Origin of the sequence: Arthrobacter humicola, assembly GCF_039531445.1 — a bacterium.
Lineage (GTDB): Bacteria > Actinomycetota > Actinomycetes > Actinomycetales > Micrococcaceae > Arthrobacter > Arthrobacter humicola.
On the sequence record NZ_BAAAQB010000026.1, the window covers coordinates 95,688 to 118,507 of the forward strand.

Sequence of the window (22,820 nt, forward strand, 5' to 3'; positions counted from 1 at the left end):
GGGAGTTCCTAACCGCCCGCGAGGGCGTAACTGAGAAGATCCTCATCGGGGAAGAAAACCAGAGCTATTAGGCAACCGCGATCATTCATTCGTCTCCTGATGCCGGGCAGAATGGCCTCATATGCGGGAGATATGTGATGTCCAAAGCCACGGGAGACCTTCTGAGCCACTTTGCGCCGCTGCCGACGGCCGCCGTGCGCCGGAGTGTCCCAACAGGAATCCCGGGCGAACCAGCGCACCGGGTCGGCCGCCACGGCCCAGATCCGGCCCTCATGCCGGACGGCCAGGGGAGTGCCGGCCGCGGTGAACTGGACGTCCACGGCAACTTCCAGGGCTATTTGCGGCGGAGGCCTATGACGAAGAGCCCGTGTCACTGGACTGCGCGTCGTCCCATGACGCGGCCGCTGGGTCAAGGATCTTCTTCGCGGTCATGATCACGAAGCACCCGGACAGGTGGTATCCGCCTGCGCCAATGCCGACACCGATGACATGGGGGAGGATCTGTTCGAGGACGATCTTGCCTTGCACCGTGCCCCGCTTGGTCGTGAACCGGGGTCCGAGGGGTCTGTTGGCCCTGTTGATCGCTGACATCGGAATCGAGTCCAGAATCTTCTTCGACAAATGGGGCACGGTGCGGCTCATCACAGGCTCCGAGGTGGTGGCACGGGAGAGAACGTTACCTGTGAGGACAAATTCCAGCAGTTGGGTTCGCCGCTCAAAGTCTTCGGGGTGCAAGCGGTGGAGCTCGGCAACGGTGAGCACATAGAGGGCCGAGGCCTGCTGGAACTCACGCGGATCGCCGGGTGCCCTTTGGCCAGTCCCCGCCAAGCCAGCGGCCGCACCAATTCGTCTGACTTCACGTAGATAGGACCGGTTGCGGTAAGCGGAAAGCTCTGCGGGGGATTTGTCGGGGTTAACCCGTCGCAGACGCGCAACCTCCTCGACCGCCAGCGGTTGCTGACTCGCCAGCATCTTTTCGACGCGTGCCTTGGTAACCTGCTTCAAAATCTGAATCGATGATTCATTAAATACATCATCCCAACAAAGCCACAGGTCAGAGGCGCTTTCTTCTGTTTTGACCCTGCCGAAGCGGACCGCCGCGCCACGACTGCGAGTGGGAGAAACCCTTGAATGCCGCCCCACAGGAGCTCTTCGGAAGCGTGGCGCAGAACTCCGCGGGAGAGGGCCTGCGTGATTCATCGGATGAGATATGCAGGGTACTACTAGACATATATCCGATGTCGGCCCGCAGGCAGCGACTCACAGACTCCGGTAGTGACAGACTTCCGAATCAGCGGTCAACCCAAGGGCTGATCAACGACGGCCAGAGTTTCGAGTACGAGGCCGCCCGAGTGCCATTTGATGGCCTGGGCGACGCCGTCAGCGGTCCGGTGGAGGGACGCAGCAATGCTGGAGGGGAGACCCGATAGGGCGTTTTTCTGCCGCATGACAATGGTGTAAATCTCAGACCAGGTTATCCATGCGACACAGAAGGGAATTGAGGCCAGCAACGCCTCATAGTCTTCAGCAGTCATTCCCGCGCGGGTGCACAGGGATTCAAGACCCACGGCAACACCGGCGTCGACCTCGTGGCGGCCGCTGCCGGCGAGCCTGATGGGTGGGGGAGTGGTCAGGACCAGCAGGAGCAAGGGTGTGCGGTTGCCGCTGTGCGCCTGCAGGCAGAGCAGCTCGCGGGGAAGCTGCTCGACATTGAACGTGGCGCCTTTCCTGAAGCCTTTGGCCTCCACTAAAAGTTGGACCGAGGGGCCGGTCACCCACACGTCCGGCTGGACATCGATCCTGAGGTCAGGCAGCAGGAGACTGCCCGGCAGCACATCGAGGTCAGCAAGTTCAGCCTCGTCGGCGGCCGCAAGTCGCGTTTGGTCGGCGCCATGGGCGCAACGCAGGACTTCCCCGAGGAACAGGTCTCGCGGGAGGTTAGACAGACCCTGAAAAACCTCTGCAGTCAGCGGGTTTTCCATGCCGCGGCCGCCGTCCCGGTAACGCTTCACGTTGCTGCCCTCCCACGACACCTCGTCCAGTAGCCGGCTGATAACTGAGGGCTTGTGATCAGGTTCCATACCCACACGGTAATGCCCACCATCAGCCATCGTCCGCTTGTAAGAAAGCTGACATATCGCCCGTCGCCCTCCGCGCGGGAGAGAGGCGCCAATGACTGGCTGTTAGTGCTGTCAACGGGCTATGTCGTCATAGAGCTCAAGATGGGTAAGCTTCAACCCGAATACGCCGGCAAGGTCAACTTCTACGTCCCGCTCGTCGATGACGGGCTTCGGCGCCAGCACCATAGCGAGACCATCGGAATCCTCATCTGCGGTATCAAAAACGTCCGCAGTGTCCGGTACAGCCTGGGACGCTCCACCCCACCCATGGGCGTCGCCTCCTACACCTACGACAAAATCCCCCAGACAGAACTACAGGCACTCCCCAGCGAAGGACACCTTGTCGCAGCCCTGAAATGGGCCGAACCTGATGCTGATGCCGATGCCTTCGCGGGAGAAGTCCAGGGCGCCTGAGGCAGCGTTCTGCAGTGCTTCGGTACGTTGCTTGGCATTAGGGAGCTGCCGAGCATTAGTGTCCCGCCTGATGGGGTCTCGGCGGGACATACCCAAGGTGCCGACCGAATGTGAAAACTTTTCAGGGAAATGCATGCTTGTTGGCATGACCGCCCCGGGCCTTGGGCTGTAGCGCCAAGTCAACGGCTGGGCTCGCGTGCCGTAGGAAAGGTTTGCCAAATCTTTGCCAATGAGTCCGTCCCAGGCAAAGCAAAAGGCCCTGCTTCCCTTTGTTTACAAGGGAAGCAGGGCCTTTCTCATTCGCGGTGACGGGGGGATTTGAACCCACGTTGGGTCCGGTTCCCCCAAGGGCGGGACAATGGAAGTCCCGACCACGAAAGCGGGCCACCTTGTTTAGTCTCCAGCGGGATGCCGATGGCTTCATTTTTGTTCGCTCGGCTGACCCCATGGGACTGAACCGCGCAGGCGGCCCCGGCCATCTCGATCCGCTGCTGTATCCGTGGGACCCGCCCGTGGCCTCGGGTGTCATGGACGGCAATGCATTCCGAACCCTTGAGCTTTCAGCCGGACTGGATGAAGCCCTCGCGCAAGCCGGCGCGGCTCCGCTGGACGCCCGTTCCCTGGTGGTCTCCATCGGCTCGAATTCGAGCGCCGACGTGATGCGGCGGAAATTCGCCAACTACTGCCAGCCGGTCAGCGCGGTCCTGCCGCTGGTCCGGGGCCAGCTGCACAACATCGCCGTTGGCCACTCCGCCCACGTGAGCAGGGCCGGCTACATCGCCGCCGCCCCGTATCCGCTGCTGGGGGAGTGCACAGCGGTCTGGCTTTCGTGGCTGGACGATGTCCAGCTGATGGCCCTCGACGAAACGGAGCCCAACTACCGGCGGATCCAGCTCGGCGCCGAGGCCTGCCCGCTCGTGGCGGACCACGGGGAACGTCCGGAGGCGTTTTCGCTGTTCACCTCGCGCTGGGGCGTGCTGACCGACGGCGACGGCGGGAAGCTTCCCTTCCTCGACCAGCCTGCCCTCTTCGGGCTCCTCGCCGGCAGCGGCAGCGGGGACCTCCTGGAGGAGGGGAAGGCCGTGTTCGGCGGGCCGCCGGAGCTTGTTGCCGAGCAACTCGCGATGCCCTCGGTCCAGGCTTGGACCAGGGACTGGTTCAGCTCGGCCGGCCTCGCCGCGCCAGTGGACTTCGACGGGCCTTGACCGGGTGGTCACACCTCTGGAACGCCGGCTTCACCGGGCGGCGATGTTCTGTGCATTGTTCTCAGCGATGTGCTGCGCAATGTATTCGGCATCGCGGCCCACGCCCGCGACGATGGACGAGCCGTGCCCGGTCAGCCACGGCAACCCGACGGCGTACAGGCCCGGGTGTTCGGTGACGCCGCGCTGGTGCCGTGGGTAGTTCCATTCGTCCAGCACCGGGATGTCCAGGATGCTGAAGTCCAGCCGGTAGCCCGTGGCCCAGAGGACGGACGTGACGTTGGCGGCTTCGAGGTTCAGCCGCGCCGGCTCCGAAGGAAGCCAGTCGTCCCTGCGCGGCGGGTCCGGCTCCGGTGCGGACATGCCGGTGGCGGCAATATAACTGTCGAACATCGGCTTCATCCGCTGGTAGAACGCCGCCTCCACCAGGCCCAGGCGTTCCGGAAGGTCATCACTGAAGACGAGATCGCCGTCGTCGACCGCTTCCAAATGGCCGTGCAGCCGGACGCCGCGCCGGCCGAGGTCCCGCAGGTGGATGTCGTGGCCGCCGTCGGCGCCGGACACCAGCGGGTTGCAGGCGAACCTCGCCGCGGGGGAGGGCAACTGCCCCACGGTGAGGCCGTTCAGTCCGTAGTCGGGGCCGAATTGTGCCAGCTGCATCATCCAATAGAGGAGGTCCTGGCCGCGGTACCGGCGCGGCGCTTCCGGGCACGTGGACACCGCCAGATGAATTTCACGGCCGGCGGCGAGCAGTTCCTCGGCGATCTGGCCGCCGGACTGGCCGGTGCCAACGATGAGCACGGCTCCCTCCGGCAGTTGGCCCGGGTTGCGGTAGCTGTCGGTGTGAAGTTGCAGGATGTGGCCGGGTAGTTGCGCCGACAGTGCGGGGATTTTCGGCTTCTGGTAGCCGCCGGTAGCGAGCACCACGTTCCGGGCCCGCCAGCTGCCCCGGGTTGTGGCCACGTTGAAGCCGCCGCCCTCCGCGGGCGCGATACGCGTGACATCCTCACCCGTGCGGACAGGAGCGCCGATGCGCTCCGCATAGGTCCGGAAGTGCTCGATGAGGTCATCTCGCAGCATGAACGCTTCCGGGGCGGGGCCGTCATACGGCATGCCCGGCAGCGCGAGCGAGAAGTTCGGCGTGTTCAGGCAAAACGCGTCCCACCGGTCCTGCCACGCCCCGCCCAGCGTTTCGCGCCGTTCCAGCAACTGATGTTCGACGCCGGCCCGGCTGAGCCAGTAGCTCGTGGCCAGGCCAGCCTGCCCGGCACCGATGATAAGGGTGTTGACGCTTTGCGGTGCCGCATGTCGGGCGGCCGTCGGGGTCTCCATGGTTCTTCTCCCGTAGCCATATGTGCAGAGCTGGCTTTGTTGGCAGGATATGCCCGCATCGTCGCCGCGTACAGCAGCTTCCCGGGGAGGCTTCTTTACACCTCCAGCCGGAACACCCAGAGAAGCACATCCTCGCCGGGCACGTACCAATCGCCGGCCGGAACCCTCTGGAAGCCCAGGGATTCGTAGAGACCATGGGCCCGTTCCATGAACGTCGCACTCGTGATGCTGATTCCGCTGATATCCGGCAATGACTGCGCATGGTCGAGGATCCGGCGGACAACGGCGCGTCCCACCCCGTTGCCTTGAACAGCCGGATCAACAGCGAGCATCCGGAACTCCAGCTCATTGTCGCGGGCGATCTCGCTGTAGGGCTGCCCCGCGAAGGTCAGCGTCACCGCCGCGATCACCGCGCCCGAGGCTTCGGCCACCCACGCCTCGGCATGCTCCGCCCGGTGTTCCACGTTCTCCAGCACGCTCATGTACGGGTGCCCGCCGGAGAAATGACCGGGGCGGAGGTACGCGTCCCGGGTGATCCTCCGGACCTCCGGATAGTGGGCGCGCCGGGCAGGTCTGAAAACCAAATTCACCGGCAAGCAACACCAACTTCAGTGACCCGGGCAGCGTACTCCTCCAGGCGGGCCAGGGCCGGCTGGGAAGAGGGATCGCCCACCGCATCGGCACCCACGGCGTTAGCCACCGCAAGCGAGCGGCCGTAGGGAAGCCCCGCCCGGATCGCCAGGACCAGAGCCGCGCAAAACGCGTCGCCGGCACCGATGGTGTTCGCCACCGTCACGGCCGAAGCGGGAGCCTCCGCCACCCGTCGCCCGTGCTCGAACATCGCCGACCCGTCCTTCCCGTAGGTCACAGCGACAAGCTTTGCCCCTGCCAGGGCCGGAATCAGCTCGTACTCGGTCTCGTTGACGATCACCAGGTCGCACCGCTCCAGCAGCTCCGCCGGCAGGTCCATGGCCGGGGCCGCGTTCAGCACGAAGAAGCCGGAGGAACGGCGGGCGGCTTCCAGCACCACGGGCAGGGCCACTTCGAGCTGGCAGAGCACTGTCTCTTCCGGGCCGAAGGCCATACCCGCCAGCGAGAACCCGGCGTTCGCCCCCGGGCAGACCACGATCTGGTTTTCGCCGTCACGGTCCACCACGATCAGCGCCGTACCGGTCGCGCCGCCGTCGAGCACTGCCACATCAGTGGTGTCCACTCCCGCGCCGGACAGAGACTCGACCATCAGGCGGCCCTGGGCGTCGCTGCCCACAGCGCCGATCATCCGGGCGCTCCCGCCCAGCCGGGCGGCGGCCACGGCCTGGTTGGCGCCCTTGCCGCCGGGCTGCTGCTGAAGAACACCGCCACCGATGGTCTCGCCGGCGGTGGGAAGCCGTTCCGTGGTGGCGATGATGTCGAGGTTGATGCTGCCGACGACGGTGAGGGCAGGAAGTCGAGTGCTCATGAAGAAGTCCTATCAGGTCAAGCCAAAGGCGGCTGGATTAGGAAATAGTGTACGGCATGGTTGTACTTGCGTGTCAGACATGGTTGTATAACAACTCACATCCTAAAGGCAGGGCCCACCTGCAGAACAAAGGAGTTTGATGTGAACACACCAGCAACAGTTGCCACTTCGCCGCCGGCCGCCGTCGGAAACCAGACGGGGGAGGATGCCACAAAACTCGGCGGCCGCCGCGCCGCCCTCCTGATCTCCACCCTGCTGCTCGGCGTCCTGTCCTTCCAGCTCAACGCCAGCATGGTCACACCGGCGCTGCCGCAGATCGCGGCATCCTTCGGCCAAGGCCCCGACAGCGCAGCCCCTGTCCAGTCCATGTTCTTCCTCGCCGGCGCCATCGCCGGGCCCGTCATCGGACGCTGGAGCGACTTCATCGGACGCCGCAACGCCCTGCTCCTGGTACTCGGCATCATGGGCGCGGGAACCATCCTCTGCATCGCCGCCCCCACCCTGCCGCTGCTCATCGCCGGCCGGTTCCTCCAGGGAGTCTCCAGCGCGGTCTTCGCGCTGGCCTACATCGTCCTGAGCGAAAACCTGCAGGCCCGCGTCTTCGGCACCTCCGTGGGCATCATCGCCGCCATCAACGGAGGCGTCGGCGGCGCGGACGGCTACGTCGGCGGCCTCATGGCCGAAACCCTCGGCTTCCGGTCCATCTTCGTCGTCGTCCTCGTCCTGACGGCCATCGCCGCCGCCTGCATCATCAAAACCGTCCCGAGCGGACGGCCCCAGGGAGTGCGCGGCGCCATGGACTGGTGGGGCGCGGGATCGCTGTCCGTCTTCCTGGTCTTCATCACCTACTTCGTCTCCGGCGGCTCAGCCGCCGGCTGGACCGCCCCCAGCACTCTGGCGCTGCTCGCCGGCACCATCGCGTCCTTCGCCGCCTTCTGGATGATCGAGAAGAAGCGGAACCACCCGCTCATCGCCGTCCGCCACCTGCGCTCCCGCCAGGTCTGGCCCGTCATCGCCACCACCGTCCTGACCCTCGCCGGCATCTTCGCCATCATTAACTTCACGGTGGTGCTGCTCAGCCAGGACATCCACCACGGCTTCGGGCTCAGCGCCTCCCTGTCGGCTCTGCTGTTCCTGACCCCCGCCGCGCTGATCGGCGTCTTCGCCGCACCCCTGGCCGGCTGGCTCGCCGACCGGCGCGGCTGGATCAAAACCCTCCGCGCCGGAACCGGGCTGAGCCTGGCCTGCGCCATCGCCGCGGCCACGTTCTCCGACGACCAGATCGCCGTCCTGATCGCCATCGCGGCCCTCGGCATCTTCTACAACGGCCTCTTCCTCACCGCCATCAACGGACTCTCCGTCCTGCTCTCACCCAAGGAAGCACCCGCCGCCCTGCCCGGCATCAACGGCGCCTCCTTCGGCATCGGAGCGAGCCTCGGCGTCGTGCTCGTGGCACCGTTCGCCGCCCAGGCGACGTCTGCCGGGTATGCCACCGCCTTGTGGATTTCGGTGGCCATCACCGCGGCCGCCTTCCTCGTCAGCCTCTTCGTCGCCGCCCCAAAGGGCGAAAAGCTCTAATACTCCGCACCAGCACCACTGAAAGAAGAACCACTCCCATGACCAGTCACCCGTTCTACCTCGACTGCGACACCGGCATCGACGACGCCCTCGCCCTGGCCTACCTACTCGCCTCCCCGCACGCGGACCTCCGGGGAATCGGCACCGTCAGCGGCAACGTCAGTGCCGCCGTCGGCGCCCGGAACACCCTGGACCTGCTCGAGCTCGCCGGGCACGCGCACGTCCCCGTCGCGCTCGGGGCGCACGATCCCCAGGCCGGTTCATTCGGCGGGGGAGCTCCGTGGGTGCACGGCGCCAACGGGATCGGCGAGGTCACGCTGTCGACGGCGGCTGCCGGGCTGGCGGCCGGGACCGCGGCGGAGATGCTGGTCCGGCTTGCCCACGAACACCCCGGCCAGCTGCGGATCCTGGCCGTCGGGCCGCTCACCAATATTGCCGCAGCGCTGCGCCTGGATCCGGAGCTGCCCGCGCTGGTGCAGGACATCACCATCATGGGCGGCGCCGCGTTCGCGCCCGGGAACGTCACCGCCGTGGCCGAGGCCAACATCGCCAACGACCCCGAGGCCGCCGCGGAGGTGTTCGCCGCCGGCTGGGACGTCACCATGGTGCCGCTGGACGTCACCATGTCCAATGTGCTCGAGGAAAGCCATCGGCAGGAACTGCTCGCCTCGTCCGGTCCTGTGCCGCGGGCGCTGGGGGAGATGCTGGGCTACTACTTCCGCTTCTACGAGAGCCAGTTCGGCCGGGCCTGCTCGGCGATGCACGACCCCCTCGCCGCGGCCCTCGCGGTGGGCGGCGTCAGTGCCGCGGTGGCCCCGGTGGTGACGGTCGACGTCGACACCACGTCCGGGCCCGGCCGCGGGCAGACCATCTGCGACCTCCGCGGGCGGTACATGGACTACCCGGAGCAGCCCGGCGCCCGCTGCCGGGTGGTGCTGTCCCTCGAGGACGACTTCGCGCCGCACCTGGTGGAGGTACTGCTGTCGGTTTCTGAAAGTACGACGGCGGCGGCCGCCTCCGCGGTCATGTCACCGGCCTGAACTCCTGGCCTGAACGACCGGCCGCCGCGTGCTTTTGGACAGGGGCCGCCCTTGGCACGATCCAAGGGCGGCATCTGTCCCAATGACCCGCAGGAGTAATCTTCCGAAGAACCCTTCCTGACCGGTGCAGATTCAGGCCAAGATGCTCGGTATGGAAAAACTTGTTATGGCCAGTTTCGCAGCAGTGGTCCTCGCTCTTGGTGCGCTTACCGTCGCTGTCCCGGGCAACGCGGCAACGGAGCCGCAGCAGGTCACAGGTCAGATTCTTGTCAAGTTCCGCGATAACGGGGCGGCAGCCGACGTCCTACGCCAGCACGGCCTGAGTGAAGGCCCAGGTGTCGGTAGCACCGGCGCTCACGTGGTCAATGTCCCGGCCGGCAAGGAATCCCAACTCATCGACGCTCTGAGCCGGAACCCGGCGGTCGAATACGCCGAGCCGGACGAGACGGTCACCGCCGCAACGGACGACCAGTACTTCCCCCGCCAGTACGCCCTGCAGAACACCGGCCAGTCGTTTACTAACACTGCCGGCACCCTGACCGTGGCCGGATCCACCCCTGACGCCGATGTGGACGCCGTCGAAGCCTGGACTGTCGCCACCGGGAGCGGCATCAAAGTTGCTGTCCTCGATTCAGGTGTTGCGACCGACAACCCCGACATCAACCCGAAGGTCGCACTGCGGGCCAACTTCAGCACAGCGGCAACCAACGAAGACAACTACGGCCACGGCACCCACGTGGCCGGCATCGTCGGCGCCAGCGCCAACAACACGATTGGCGTCGCCGGGGTGTGCCCGGGCTGCACGGTGCTGGCCGGCAAGGTGCTCAACGACAGCGGCATCGGATCCAGCTCGAGCCTTGCCAACGGCATCGACTGGGCTGTCACGAACGGTGCGAAGGTGATCAACATGAGTCTGGGAGTGCGGGCGTCACGCACCCTCGAGACGGCCGTCAACAACGCCTGGAGCAAGGGTGTGGTGCTCGTCGCCGCGGCAGGCAACGGGGGCAACCAGAGCAAGATCTACCCGGGTGCATACCCCAACGTCATTGCCGTCGCCGCCACCGACAACGCCGACGCCAAAGCATCGTTCTCAACCTACGGGGCCAGCTGGGTGGACATCGCGGCGCCTGGCGTCAACGTCTACTCAACCTTCCCCAACCACCCCTTTGTCCTCGCGACACAGAACAACCGCTCCTTCGGCTACGACGTCGGCAACGGGACCTCCATGTCCTCAGCCATCGTCGCTGCAACGGCCGCGCTTGCCTGGAGCTCCCACCCCGGGGCCACCAACACGTCAGTGCGTGCAAACGTCGAATCGACCGCCGACAAGATTTCCGGCACCGGCACGTTCTGGGCGAACGGCCGGGTGAACGCGGATAAAGCCGTTCGCTAAGTCTGGAGCGACTGCATCACCGAGAGGTGTCCGGCCCGGTCCGCGATGAGGCACTTGGCCAGGTAGAAGGGCCGGTTCGCGTGCTTGACGTACTGCGTCAGCACGAGGACCGGGTCCGAGGCCCGCAGGTCCAGCAACTTCGCGCGGCTCGGGCCCACCTGGCTCAGGCTAATCTGGCACTCGCCCGGGCCGAGGCCCCGGCCCGCCGCCTTGGTGAGGGCGGCAAGCAGGGTGGTGCCGCCCTCGTCGTTAATTTCCAACGGCGCGGCGGGACCGCCGGCGAACCGGACGGGGAGGGCGGAGATGTTTTCCTGCAGCTGGGCGATGGGCTCGCCGTCCCGGAGCAGGACGGACTCCCACAGCCAGCAGTCCTCGCCGGGGTCGACGCCGATGCCGGGGGCTGCGAATTCGGAGGCCGGTTGCCGCACGACCTGGATGCGTTTGACTTCCACCTGCCGGCCGGGGCCGCCGAGGACCTCCTCGAAAGGGCGGATGCGTTCGATGCCGATGCGGGGGAGGGTGTCGGCGACGAACCGGCCGACGCCGCGGCGGGCCCGGATTAGGCCGTCCTCCTCGAGCAGCATCAGGGCCTCGCGGACCACGGTGCGGCTGACCTTCATGTCGGTGCCGAGTTCGGTCTCGGTGGGGAGCATGGAGCCGGGCTGCAGCAGATTGTTGCGGATGGCTTCGGCGATTCGGGAGTAGACGGCAACCCGGAGGGGCGAGCCGGGCTGGGCCTCCACCGGCTGGGACAGGAACCGGACGGCGTCCTCGTGCACGTTATGCCTCGCTTTGTTCTGGGAATCTCAGCGTACCGCGGGTATGACGTGTTTGTTGGACAAGCGGGATCCTGTCCGGCACCCCTTCGTAGACCTCCGTTGTCAACGTTCGAAGCCTGCCCGCGTCGAAGTTCTCGTCGCTCGTGGCCGGGCTACCGTCCCTCAGGCGTGGCGATCCCCTGCTCCTGCCATTGACCGTAAGTAAGTCCGGTCTTCGGATCGCGCCAGGCTGCCCTGCCGTTAGTGTTCCTGCCTGTAACGACGGCGCCGGCTGCACTAGGGCTCTTGAACACGTGGGTTTTGCTGAACCGCGCTAGTGCCCCATCCGTGACGAGGACGCCCGCTGCAAAGAGCTTTTGATGAAGTTTGTCGTAGGCATGATTCGTTCCCACCCATGCAGGCCGTGCTGCCGAACCCTCCAACACGGCGAACTCGCCGTCTGTCTCTTGGGCGTGCGCAGTAATTCCAAAATTTTGCAGGGTCATCTCAAACACCGGAGAAGAAGTGGCTGGGTTGCTAGCCGAAGGTTCGGCGTCTTCGGCCGGAGAGGGCAGACTACGTAAAGCGTCGACACCGAGAACCGGCAAAATAATCTTTGCCTGATCTATGAAATACTCCATGTCCGACTTGTCCGCTTCAGGGAGAGGAAGCGGTGGAGGTGCCGTCCCGTTGGTCACGGTCGTTCGACCGGCGGCCTTGGCAATACTAATGAAGCGGCTTTCGAGATACCTGGCGTGTGCTTTTGTAAGATTTGCGTCCTTGCTAGTCAGCACGATGGCCCGGTTCCAAAAGTCCTTGCCGCCCTTGTCCTCTGACCGGTGATGTATCTTCAGGCGCTCGCCGACGTTGTCGCCTTCCCCGATGTAAATGAGCGTTTCATCCGGATCATCAATGCCGTATCCAAGCAGCAGGTAGATGCCTGTCCGCTGAACCTCCTCGCGGCGAAGAAATTCCGCCAAATCCGACCTACTCGCGGCAATGACGTGCCCGGTCCAGTTCATTATCTCGGCCGTCAGCATCCCGCCGGGCGTTCCATCGACCAGGAACAACCGAACTTGCTTGCCAATTGCCATGAGTTGTCCTTTGAAGCTCCCGTTGAGGCTCGACCGGCGACGAGCCTCAATGAGTTTATGGGCGCTTACGCATTCGCATGTTCTGCAACACGCTCTAAGTAGCTCCGGGGATAGCCCATCTGGCGACGGCGATGTTGAGGCTAATGGGTCAACGCGTTTGGCGGTCCAGCCCGTCGCCTGAACGCAATTTTGGAGTGAACTAACCGAGCGATGTGGATCTTACGATGAGCAGCGGCGCATTGTCGCACTCGGTGTCGGAATCAAAATTATGGTAGACAGGACGACGCCTTGGACTCATGCGCGGCACTGCTGCCGTACAGGCTCACTAAGACAACGCCATGTAGTCTCGTTCCGTTAACGTAACGTCAGGGAGGCATGTGTGGTTCGGGCGGAGAACGGGACGCTTGCGGGCGTTCTCGAAGGCAAGAAGCAATACCAGGTTCCGCTTTACCAGCGCGTGTACTCGTGGGGCAAGAAGCAGCTCGACCAGCTGTGGTCGGATGTCGTCGAGTTAGAGCGCGCTCTTGCCGACGATCCGAAGGCCTCGCACTTCATCGGCTCCCTTGTTCTGGCGAGCAGTCCTGACTTCGGTGCCATCGGCGTCAACAAGTTCCTGGTGGTCGACGGCCAACAGCGTCTGACCACCTTAACTCTCCTTCTGGCTGCGCTCCGCGACCATTTGATCGAGATCGGGGATACCGACCGGGCGAGCGGTATTGACGCACAGTACCTAATCAACGTCTTCGACGGCGGCAAGCCGCTGAAGGTCATGCCGACCCAGACAGATCGGCCTGCCTACATGGCGGTGCTCAATCGTGCGCCCCAGGCTGGCGGGGAAGATGCCGTTGGCGGCGCGTACCGGTACTTTCGCTCGAAGATCGCCGCAGCAGGGGACCCGGACGACCCACATGACTTGGAACTGCTCGAAGCCGCCGTCGTACGCGGTCTCGCGCTCGTCGTCGTCACGGCGGAGCCCTCAGACAACGCACACCGCATCTTCGAGTCGCTGAACAACACGGGCCTCCGGCTGACGCAAAGTGACCTGCTCAAGAACTACCTGTTTATGCGGCTCGGTGACCGCGCAGACTTGGTCTATGAGAACGTTTGGCTTCCACTGGAGAAGAAGCTCGACTCTGAAAATCTCGAGTTGTTGTTCTGGCTGGACCTCGCGCAGCGCGACGAAAGAGCTAAGCAGTCGGACACCTACGTCGGACAGCAACGGCGACTGGAGAAGCTGAAGACTGTCGACGAGATCGAGGCCGAGGTGATCCGCATCGCCAAGCTCGGCGACGTGCTCGCGACGATTCTCAAGCCTGCGGGGGAGAAGCACGCCGAGATTCAACGCCGACTCACCAGGATCAAGTCCTGGGGCTCGACGACCGCGTATCCGGTGGTGATGCAGATCCTTGCCCGACGTGCTGCCGGCACAGCGGCTGACGATGAAGTAGTGCGGGCGCTGACGTATCTGGAGTCCTACTTCGTGCGGCGCATCGTGATTGGGCGTGCCACCGCGAATCTGAACCGAACGTTGCTCCAGGCTGTGGGTGCTATCAGCGAGGCGGACAACATCGACGTCGCGCTGCGCGAATACCTGTCCCGCGGCCGCAAGCACTTCGCGACCGACCTGCAGGTTCGTGAGGCTGCAGGGACCGTTGCGTTTTACTGGCAGGGCCGTGGGACGCAAAAAAAGCTCATCCTGCAGTGGCTCGAAGAGGCGTACCGCCCGAAGGAGATTGTCGACCTCGACCCTAGGCACCTAACAATTGAGCATGTGTTGCCACAGACTATGACTGATTCCGTGCGCACGACGTTCGCGGAGGGTCTCAGCGCTGACGCAGACATCGACTACGAACACGAGCGGGTCGTGCATACGCTCGGCAACCTCACTCTAAGCGGCTACAACAGCGAACTCAGCAACAAGCCGTTCGAAGAGAAGCGCGAGATGCTGGCCAGGAGCGGCGTATCGATGAACCAGGCGATTGCTGCGCGCGCTACATGGGGCCTCGACGAGATCAACGCCCGCAGCGCTGAACTGGCAGAGAAGATCATCGAACTCTGGCCGGGTCCGGACGAGAGTGTCGTCGCTGTGGACGACGAGCCGTCAGCCCTGCGTAGCCGGGTTGCTGCCATCATCGCCGAGATCCCTGCAGGGCGCTGGACTTCCTATGGCGACGTCGCGATTGTTGCCGGCACCTGGGCTCAGCCGCTGGCTGCGATGATCGCGAACTACCCAATGGCCAACGCTTGGCGGGTCCTGCAGAGCAGCGGGACGATCTCATCTGGTTTCCGTTGGACCGATCCCGCCCGCGTCGATGACCCGCGGGTGGTGCTTGAGAAGGAGGGGCTCCGGTTCGATGAACAAGGCCACGCGGATCCCGAGCAGTTCATCGGTGCAGGAGAGCTCGCGGAAGCTTCCGGCTTTGATGTCGACGAGGAGGCGATGACCACCCGCCGCAAAAAGATGAGCGGTCACACTGGGACCGGAAGCCGAGTGTCAGTGAAGGACGCCCAGCTTGCGTTCTTCGAGCGGGTACGCGACTACGGCCTGGTGAAAGCGACCCACATCAGTGCCTGGCGCAAGCCCGCCCCTCAGAACTGGTACGACGTCGGCATCGGAGATTCCCGTGCGGTGATCTCCCTCCAGGCCAACGCGCAGAAGAAGCTCGTCACAACGATCTTCTGGATCAACTACGACAAGGACCTCTACGCGAAGCTGTTGGCGCAGCGCGAGGCCATCGAAGCCGACCTTGGTTTCGTCCTCGAGTGGGACGACAAACCCGACCGCAAGGCATCCAAGCTGGTCATCAGCCGTCCCGGCGACTTCTTAGACGGGGCTCAGACCCAGGAGCTCGTCGAGTGGCTCGTGGCTACCGGGGACACATTCGCACGAGTCTTGAAGAAGTACCTGTGAAGGCTTCCGCACTCCTCTAATAAAGACGTCGGTCGGATCCCCTTGGGCTTGCGGCCGGAGGGGTCGCTTCGGTCGGAGGTGACCTCGCCGCCTACGGACGGGTTGGGCGGGTCATTGAGAAGGACCGTCTTGTTGAAGCGGCAGTGGAGTCCGGATTAGTGCTCAGAAGCCCAGACTCGCGCTCATCGTTCAGCTCGGGCGCTGGAGTCTGAGCCGCTCCATCGCCCAATCCCAGCGGATCAGCTCTTGTTCCAGGCGGACGGCCGGTCCGTAGGTGTCGTTGCCCAGTGCTTCGTAGAGGACCGCTTCTTCAGCCGTCAGCCTGGTCAGCGTAGCCCGCGACGGTGACGGCTCCGTTCCCCATGCCTCCCGGTGCGCGAGCAGGGTTTCATCGTCCATCAGCACGCTCTCCACGTGCGGGTGGACCGCGCGGAGCTGGTCGAGGATCCGGAAGCCGTGGGTATCGACGTCGCCCCAGTACAGGATCTCGCACTCGCGGAGCCAGGCCGCATCCTGCAGGGACGAAAAGCCGTACCCGCCACCGTAGAGCGCCAGTGCGCCCGGCCGATCGGGAAGAGCGAGGAAGTTGACCTGGTTCTCGGTCGCAATCACCGTGTGTACAGGCAACTGCAGGGTACTGAACGCCTCGGCCGTCACCGTGATGTCCCGGGCGCCGCCCAGGGCAGGAATGGCAGGGTCAAGGATGTGGAAGCGGACGAGCTCCGGCGGATGCAGGAACCCGTGCCTGCGGGCGAAGCGTGCTGCCGCCGTGCGGCCGGCGCCGTCGTCCAGGGCAACATCCGGCTCGGCCGCCTCGACGGCAGGTTCCGGGAGAGCGTCCGCGGACACCTCGCCGTCGACCTCCTCATCAACGTCGGAACCAGGCGTAACGGCGGCAAGCATCTGATCGATAACCTGCCGGTTCCGCTCGATGAATTTCGTGTGTACGCCGGGCAGTGCCAGCTGCCGGACGTAGATTCCCGGCGCGGGGTTGTCCCGCAGCCACAGCGCCGCCCGCGCCGCGGTCAGGGAGTCGGAGCCCAATTCGAGCAGCTTCAGCGGCCGCCGTGCCGCCCAGCCCAGCAGCAGCGGATCCCGTTCACCCAGACCCGCCGCCAGTTCCCGGAACCGCGCGGCCTCCCGGGACTTGCCGACAAACGCGATCTCGTCCTCCGCGGCGGCGAACACTGCCGCGGCCGGAATCCGGTTGGAGCCGACCGTGCGGCGACCGACCTCCACCGTTTCCAGCGTGTAATGGCCAGCTCCGGCGAACAGCTCAGCCGCCCACCGCTGGGCTGCAGCGTACTCGCTTAGCAGGGCTGCCGCCGTCGGACGCTTCAGGGAACGGCGGCGGGGATAGGCGCCGGTGGGTTCCTGCAGCTCGCGCAGCAGCGCACCGCTGTTCCATGCCTTCAGTGACAGTGCCCGCAGCCCCGCAACCGTGGTCCAGGACTCAGCCGGCACGCCGGTCCCGTTCGTCCCGGTATTCCTGGATGGTCATGTTGCGCAGCTGCGAGTCGTCGCCGGTGGTATTGGCCACGAATCCCACATGCGAGACGAAGGGCTCGATCACGTGGATCTTCTGCAGCGGGGTGACGATCAGCAGCTGAAGCTTCATCCGCTGGAACAGCTGCAGCCCGTACCGCGCGGACTCATCCGACCCACGCCCGAACGCTTCGTCGATCACCACAAACCGGAAACTCCGGCCGCTGCCTGCATTCTTGTTGGCGCCTCCAGCCCCGTTCCCGGCCCCCGACCCCAGCCCAAACTGGAATGCCAGCGCGGCCGCGAGGATGGTGTACGCCAGCTTCTCCTTCTGACCGCCGGACTTGCCGCCGGAATCCGTGAAGTGCTCGAACTCCTCGCCGGTCTCGGTCCACTTCTCCGAGGCCGAGAACGTGAACCAGTTCCGCACGTCCGTGACCTTGGTGGTCCACCGCTCATCGAGCGTCGTCAGGCCCTCCCGGCCGCGGAAGCGCTCAATCAGACGCTCCACCTGCAGATACTTCTGTTCCGAGTACTGGTCCTCGTCACCGATGGTCCCCTCCGAGCATGCCCGCAAGTCCGACATGAACTCGCGCACGTCCTGGTCCGAAGTGTTCTGGTGCTCCAGCTGGATGTGCCGGCCCGGGTTGTACTCGATCCCGGCCAGCGATCGGTTGATCTCGCCGATCCGGGTCACGATGTCCTGCCGCCGGCTGTCCAGGAACGCGTTGAACGCCACCACCTCGTGGATGGTGTTCTGGTTCAGGGACTCCTTGAAGTGCGCCTCGAACCGGGGGAGGTCGTTGCTGACCAGCTGTTCCAGCAGCCGGTTGTAGTCCGCGGCGGCCTCGAGGGCGGCGTCGATGTCCGTGGTCTCGTTCGGGTACTTATTGCGGAAGTCCGCCATCAGCAGGACGGTGCTTTCGGCCGCCCTTGCGATCCGCTTGGACAGCGCGTCGATGGTGTCCGTCAGCCCGGATCGGACAGTACTTTCCGCCGTGCCCGTGTTTTTGTACGTCAGCGCCTTGTCCCCGAGCGCTGCGGCCGCGAGCTGTTCGACGGCAGCCAGCACGCCGCCGTCGTCCGTCAGGGGAGTTTCCGCGAGAATGCCGCGGCATTCCTCGATCGCCTCCGCGATGTCCTTGGCGTCTTTCTCGTTGGAACCGATCCGCTGCTGCAGCTTGCCGGCCTTGTCTTCGAGCCGCTCCAGCTCGGCGGTCACCGCGGATTCCGTGGCCGTCAGTTGCTTCAGCACGTCGCTGGCGGTCTCCAACTCGATCTTCTCAGCCTTGAGCTCCTCGATCCTTCGGGCCGTCAGCTGCCAGCTGATCTCGCCAAAGTCGGCCACGCCGCGCACGATGCCGAGTTGCTGGTTCTGTCGGCCCAGATCGCCCAGGGACGCGTTGACCTTAGTCAGCTGGGTTTCCGTGACCCGGAGCTGGCCCTTGACCTCGTCCTGTTCGGCGAGGAAGCGTCCGATCTTGTCGTGGTTGTCCCAGCCCAGCACATAGTTGCGCCGGTCCGTGAGCTCCCGCCGGTCGTCCTTTTCGTGCCTGCCCCGGCCGCCCTTGAGCTGGCCGTTGACGGTGAGCGCTCTGGGGTAGCGGCGGAAATCCTCGAGGGTGTCGCAGCAGACGTGGTCGAACCGGGTGGCGAGCTCGTCCAGCAGGAAGTTGCGGAAGGAGGTGCCCGGCTTGATGCCGATCTTGGCAGCGAGCGTGCCCGCTTCGGCAGCCCGCGCGGCGGGGGATTCCCCGATCCGCAGGTAGACCAGCCGGCCGCGCAGGTTGTTGGCGTCCACCCAGTTGCTCACAGCTGCGTAGTGTTCTGCCGGCACCAGCAAGGACAACGCGAAGCCGTGCAGCGTGCGCTCGGCCGCCCCCTCCCAGGCGCCCTCGCCGTCGCGGACCCGCATCAGTTCGCCGGCGTACGGCAGCGCCGCTTCCGCGATGTCCGTGCCGTCGCACAGCCGACGGCGGAGCTCCAGCTGGGGGAGCGGGAGCAAGTTGGGGCGCGACTGCAGGCTGCGCAGTTCCGCGCCGATCTCGGCCAGACGCGCGTTGTGCTCGGTAAGGGTGATGGTCAGTTTTGTCCGGTCGTCCTGCAGCTCATCGGACTGGGCGCCGAGCTGCGCTTCGACTTCGCCAAGCCCGGCACGGTTGGCGTCGAAGAACACCTTGTCCTCGGGCGGGCGGAGCCCCAAGTCCTTCGCCGCCGCGGCGTAGGTATCGAAGCGCTGCCGCTGGATCCGCGACTCGACAGCGTGCCGAGCGATGTCAGCGTCTATGGCGGCGAGCCGGCCGCCGCCGTTGGTGCGGATGTCCTCCTGCACGGCCTGCATCTCATGCCGCAGCCCGGTGATGTCCGTACGCAGCTTGGAGCTGTCATCCTGCAGCCGCTTGCCGGTGCGTTCGAGTTCTGTCTGGTGCTCCAGGCTCAGCTGCAGTTTCCGGTCGGTGAACCAGGGGTGCAGCTGGTCGCGCTGGCGGCGGGCCGACTCGTCTTCGCGGCTGAGCTTCGCGTGCTGGGCGGCGCCGTCCTTGATGGGCGTCAGCAACGCGATCTGGTCCTTGGCCCGGAGTACGGCGTCGTGGGCCTTCTTGAGGTCGTCGAAGTGGTGGATGAGGTTGCCGATGCGCTCGCCGACGTTGTCCTCTTCCAGCATGTTGGTCCGCACGAAGGAGGTGATGTTCTCGACCTGCTTCATGGATACGGTGCGGTGGAACAGCTCCATGGCCTGGTTGCCGCTGATCCCGAACTGCCGCTTGAAGGCCGCGGCGTAGGGCTCGAAGGTGTCGTGCACGGCGGCACCGGCGGAGCGGAGCTTCCTTTTCAACAGGATGGGGTCCTGGCCGAAGTTGGAGAAGTCGGCCGCGATGGACTGGTCCGCCTCGGCCAGCGAGTAGAAGCGGCTGGGCTGGCCCGCCTCCTGCGTGGCCCAGAGCGTGATGGCCAGGGTGACCGATTTGCCCAGTACGGCGTTGTGGAAGACGGCGAGCACCACGGTCAGGGCGCCGGTGCCGCGCAGCGCCACCGGTTTGGAGTACTCCCCGCTGGTGCTGCGCGCGCTCTTGTGGAAGCCGCGGACGTACGACATCAGCGAGCGTTCCTTCTTCTGCGCGCCAGCGGCCTTGTTGTATTCGATCCGGTTCGCGGGCAGCAGCAGGGTGGTGATCGCGTCGACGACCGTCGACTTGCCCGAGCCGATGTCGCCGGTGAGGAGGCTGTTGGCGCCGTCCAGCCGGAACGTCCGCACGCCCTGGTGGAACGTGCCCCAGTTCAGCAGCTCCAGACGGTGCAGCCGGAAGCCCGGGGGAGTGCCGGCGTCGTCCGTCTTCTCCTCCAGGCTGAACAGGGTGTCCTGCAGTTCGGCGGTCACTTGCCGTCCTCCTCCGCTGTACTTGTCCCGCTGACCGGCGCCCCGGCGAGAGTGGCCCGGTAGTCCGCCAGCCGCGCGTCGAACTCCTCCAGCCACTGGGCGTCCACGAACGCCTTGAGGATGCGGGCCACCTCGTAGGTGCCTGGCTGGCCTTTGAGCCGCCGCAGGAAACCGTGGTCCACCACCTTCTTGATGTCGGTGGCCAACCGGTCCATGATCCGGACCTCATTGCTGGATTCGGGCAGGAAGACCGCCACCATGTCCGCGATGTCCTGCTCAGTCATGATGAGCCGGAGCTCGCTGCTGTTGGTGTCGAACTCCAGCATCCGGCCGCGCAGGAGGGCCAGCAGCAGGCTGACGTTGAAGGTCAGCTGACGCCGCGGGATCAGCCGGGGGAGCGTGCCGTCCGGGTCCTCGCGCGACTTCAGGAACGCGTAGCCTTCGGATTCGTCCAGGATCAGGTCGAGCCCCAGCACGGCGACGTAATCGCGGACCTGGGAGGACAGGCCCAGCAGCGACTGCCAGAGCTTCTCGTCCCCTTCGGCGTACAGCACGCCTTTGAACAGCCGGGTGACGACGCCGGGAAGTTCCTCGGGCGTGCGGAGTTCCGTTTCTGCAGTGGCTGGAGAATTCGCTGCCGGATTCATGCTGGCCTTCCGAAGATGATCTGTTCGAGGGTGGCTTCGCGGATGCTGCCGTCGGGCAACTGCCAGGCGATTTGTTGGGAGGCGTCCGGGTTGATGCTCGCCCAGTCCGACTCCGTGGCGAGCTGGTAGTAGGCCACGATCTCCGCGAGGCCCTGCGAGACGGGATAAGCTGCGGTGATCTCCGCGAGGGTGGCCTGGTCCGCCTCGGCGAGGACGGCGTCGACATTGGCTTTGAGCCGTTCCTTGTCCACGTGGAACTGGCTGAACAGGGCGCCGGCGTCCACGTCGGCGTCGTCGGCGGTGAGGACGTCGTCGTCGACCATCACCCGCCGGCTCGGCTCGTACAGCGGCCGTTCGAACGGCAGCGTGATGTCCACGGACGGCGCCGCGATCGCCATGAAGTCCCCCGACGGCGGCTGCTCCCGGGTCGCGAGGGCGCCGGATTCGACGCTCCGGATGAGCTGCATGATGCGCTTGTTTTCTAGGAACACCTTGTCGTCGAGCAGCCGGCGCATCTGCTGGGACAGCTGGCGGACTGTGCCCTAGGTCTGTTCGACGGCGGGCAACCAGTCCTGGTGCAGGTTCACCACGGCGTGGAGGTTCTCGGTGTGGGCGAGGGCTTCGATCTGGGTGGCGCGTTGGAGGAGTTCCTGCAGTTTTCTCCGGGATTCCGGCGACATTAGGTAGTCCCAGAAGCCCTGGAACGTCCGGCCTTGCAGGGACCTGCTGATGTCCTGCTGGTTCGCGAAGATCGATTCCAGGAGCTCACCCTGGGTGCCGTTCCAGGTGGCGATCTGCTCGCGGACCTGGCGGTCCAGTTTCCGGAAGTTCTGTTCGACCTCGCGGAAGTCGGAGAGGAGGTCCTTGGCCAGGGCGGTCAGCTGCTGGAAATGGTCCAACGCCTCCGGGGCCGTCATGACCCGGACGTTGCCGTCCCGGATGCGCTGCATCTCGGCGTCGATCCCGTCGCGCTGGTTTTGGAGTTCTTTGAGGCGTACCTCGGGGTCCGTTTCGGACTGCTGGACCAGCCGTTCCAGGACGGCGAAGATGCTGGTGAGCCGGGACTGGGTGGCCACGAAATCGCGGCCGCGCAGGCTCTCCACCCACCGGACCACGTCCTCGGCCGCCGCGGTGAGATCGTAGCGGGGTTCGTCCTGTCCCTGGACGTAGTACTTCCGCAGCCAGGCCCTCTCGGGGGCGGCCCAGTCGTCGAGGTACTCCGAGGCCTGGCGCGGAAACTTGTCATCGCCGTAGGCATCCCGCAGGCCGAAGAGGACGTCGTCCAGGCTGTCGATGAGCTGCTGGCGGCCCAGGTTGCGCTGGTTCGGCACGGTGAAAGCCGCCATGAAAAACGAAACAGCGAGCGGCGCGTTCTGGGCGCGCAACAGGGCCCAGCCTGCATGGTTTTCACGCAGTGCGTTGATTGCGTAGTAGTCCATCCGGTCCTCGCGGTGTTGCGCCTCACGTCCTTGGATTCACTCTAAGGGGGAACGCGGACATATAGTGCGAGCCCGTTTCCTCAAGCCGAACGCCCGGTTCCCTCAAAAGTGCGGGACACTGGAAGACCCGACCACGAAAGCGGGCCACCTTGATTAGTCTCCAGCACGATGCCGACTACGCCGCCCGGCCGAGCCCATGGAACTGAGCGGCGCCGGCCATCTCGATCCGCTGCTGTATCCGTGGGACCCGCCCGTGGCCTCGGGTGTCATGGACGGCAATGAATTCCGCCCCCTTGAGCTTTCAGCCGGACTGGATGAAGCCCTCGCGCAAGCCGGCGCGGCTCCGCTGGACGCCCGTTCCTTGGTGGTCTCCATCGGCTCGAATTCGAGCGCCGACGTGATGCGGCGGAAATTCGCCAACTACTGCCAGCCGGTCAGCGCGGTCCTGCCGCTGGTCCGGGGCCAGCTCCACAACATCGCCGTTGGCCACTCCGCCCACGTGAGCAGGGCCGGCTACATCGCCGCCGCCCCGTATCCGCTGCTGGGGGAGTGCACAGCGGTCTGGCTTT

The 22,820-nt window shown here is 65.2% G+C and carries 16 protein-coding genes and 2 pseudogenes; 7 read left to right on the forward strand and 11 right to left on the reverse strand.

What is annotated here, in order from left to right:
* Nucleotides 1–351 precede the first annotated feature (351 nt).
* Both ABD243_RS09230 and ABD243_RS09235 read right to left on the reverse strand, forming a co-directional pair.
* The gene (locus ABD243_RS09230) at nucleotides 352–1,005 is read right to left on the reverse strand and encodes a hypothetical protein (protein WP_344364617.1); all 654 of its coding nucleotides are present in this window, start codon (nucleotides 1,003–1,005) and stop codon (nucleotides 352–354) included.
* A 293-nt stretch (nucleotides 1,006–1,298) separates the two neighbouring features.
* Nucleotides 1,299–2,111 (reverse strand): hypothetical protein, encoded by an 813-nt coding sequence (locus ABD243_RS09235; RefSeq protein ID WP_344364716.1) that lies wholly within the window; start codon nucleotides 2,109–2,111, stop codon nucleotides 1,299–1,301.
* Between ABD243_RS09235 and ABD243_RS09240 the strand changes: the two genes are divergently transcribed.
* Nucleotides 2,094–2,534 (forward strand): PDDEXK nuclease domain-containing protein, encoded by a 441-nt coding sequence (locus tag ABD243_RS09240; RefSeq protein ID WP_344364619.1) that lies wholly within the window; start codon nucleotides 2,094–2,096, stop codon nucleotides 2,532–2,534. The two genes, ABD243_RS09235 and ABD243_RS09240, sit on opposite strands and share 18 nt — an antisense overlap.
* Before the next feature lie 446 nt (nucleotides 2,535–2,980).
* A complete protein-coding gene (locus ABD243_RS09245; protein ID WP_344364622.1) occupies nucleotides 2,981–3,739 on the forward strand; it encodes a hypothetical protein in 759 nt (252 codons plus the stop codon).
* Nucleotides 3,740–3,769: 30 nt separating this feature from the next.
* Here ABD243_RS09245 and ABD243_RS09250 read toward each other — a convergent pair whose 3' ends face one another.
* The 3 genes from ABD243_RS09250 to ABD243_RS09260 form a co-directional block, all read right to left on the reverse strand.
* Entirely contained in the window at nucleotides 3,770–5,068 is a 1,299-nt protein-coding gene (locus ABD243_RS09250) for a flavin-containing monooxygenase (protein WP_344364624.1), read from the reverse strand.
* 95 nt (nucleotides 5,069–5,163) lie between these two features.
* A complete protein-coding gene (locus ABD243_RS09255; RefSeq protein WP_344364627.1) occupies nucleotides 5,164–5,658 on the reverse strand; it encodes a GNAT family N-acetyltransferase in 495 nt (164 codons plus the stop codon).
* Nucleotides 5,655–6,527, reverse strand: a complete 873-nt coding sequence (locus ABD243_RS09260; RefSeq protein ID WP_344364629.1) for a ribokinase — start codon at nucleotides 6,525–6,527, stop codon at nucleotides 5,655–5,657. The genes ABD243_RS09255 and ABD243_RS09260 overlap by 4 nt, the downstream gene beginning before the upstream one ends.
* Before the next feature lie 141 nt (nucleotides 6,528–6,668).
* Between ABD243_RS09260 and ABD243_RS09265 the strand changes: the two genes are divergently transcribed.
* From ABD243_RS09265 to ABD243_RS09275, 3 genes are all read left to right on the forward strand, one after another.
* Nucleotides 6,669–8,105, forward strand: a complete 1,437-nt coding sequence (locus tag ABD243_RS09265; protein ID WP_344364631.1) for an MFS transporter — start codon at nucleotides 6,669–6,671, stop codon at nucleotides 8,103–8,105.
* Nucleotides 8,106–8,143: 38 nt separating this feature from the next.
* Entirely contained in the window at nucleotides 8,144–9,145 is a 1,002-nt protein-coding gene (locus ABD243_RS09270) for a nucleoside hydrolase (RefSeq protein WP_344364634.1), read from the forward strand.
* Between the two features lie 151 nt (nucleotides 9,146–9,296).
* Nucleotides 9,297–10,538: a S8 family serine peptidase gene (locus tag ABD243_RS09275; protein ID WP_344364637.1), complete on the forward strand. Its 1,242-nt coding sequence runs from the start codon at nucleotides 9,297–9,299 to the stop codon at nucleotides 10,536–10,538.
* Here ABD243_RS09275 and ABD243_RS09280 read toward each other — a convergent pair.
* Both ABD243_RS09280 and ABD243_RS09285 read right to left on the reverse strand, forming a co-directional pair.
* Nucleotides 10,535–11,317 (reverse strand): GntR family transcriptional regulator, encoded by a 783-nt coding sequence (locus tag ABD243_RS09280; protein WP_344364639.1) that lies wholly within the window; start codon nucleotides 11,315–11,317, stop codon nucleotides 10,535–10,537. The genes ABD243_RS09275 and ABD243_RS09280 overlap by 4 nt on opposite strands.
* 152 nt (nucleotides 11,318–11,469) lie before the next feature.
* Complete coding sequence (locus tag ABD243_RS09285; protein ID WP_344364642.1) at nucleotides 11,470–12,390, reverse strand: GIY-YIG nuclease family protein; 921 nt, start codon at nucleotides 12,388–12,390, stop codon at nucleotides 11,470–11,472.
* Between the two features lie 379 nt (nucleotides 12,391–12,769).
* Between ABD243_RS09285 and ABD243_RS09290 the strand changes: the two genes are divergently transcribed.
* Nucleotides 12,770–15,301, forward strand: coding sequence for a DUF4268 domain-containing protein (locus ABD243_RS09290; protein ID WP_344364644.1), 2,532 nt, complete (start codon nucleotides 12,770–12,772; stop codon nucleotides 15,299–15,301).
* A gap of 189 nt (nucleotides 15,302–15,490) precedes the next feature.
* On the opposite strand, the gene ABD243_RS09295 is transcribed toward ABD243_RS09290, so the two are convergent.
* The 4 genes and pseudogenes from ABD243_RS09295 to ABD243_RS09310 form a co-directional block, all read right to left on the reverse strand.
* On the reverse strand, nucleotides 15,491–16,765 hold the full coding sequence (locus ABD243_RS09295) for a Wadjet anti-phage system protein JetD domain-containing protein (protein WP_344364647.1): 1,275 nt from the start codon (nucleotides 16,763–16,765) through the stop codon (nucleotides 15,491–15,493).
* On the reverse strand, nucleotides 16,755–20,165 hold the full coding sequence (locus tag ABD243_RS09300; RefSeq protein ID WP_344364649.1) for an ATP-binding protein: 3,411 nt from the start codon (nucleotides 20,163–20,165) through the stop codon (nucleotides 16,755–16,757). Before ABD243_RS09300 ends, ABD243_RS09295 begins: the two co-directional genes overlap by 11 nt.
* Entirely contained in the window at nucleotides 20,162–20,812 is a 651-nt protein-coding gene (locus ABD243_RS09305; protein ID WP_344364652.1) for a DUF4194 domain-containing protein, read from the reverse strand. Before ABD243_RS09305 ends, ABD243_RS09300 begins: the two co-directional genes overlap by 4 nt.
* Nucleotides 20,809–22,251, reverse strand: a pseudogene (locus ABD243_RS09310) (DUF3375 domain-containing protein). The gene ABD243_RS09305 and the pseudogene ABD243_RS09310 overlap by 4 nt, the downstream one beginning before the upstream one ends.
* 196 nt (nucleotides 22,252–22,447) lie before the next feature.
* Between ABD243_RS09310 and ABD243_RS09315 the strand changes: the two are divergent.
* Nucleotides 22,448–22,820: pseudogene (locus ABD243_RS09315) on the forward strand (hypothetical protein); the annotation flags it as partial.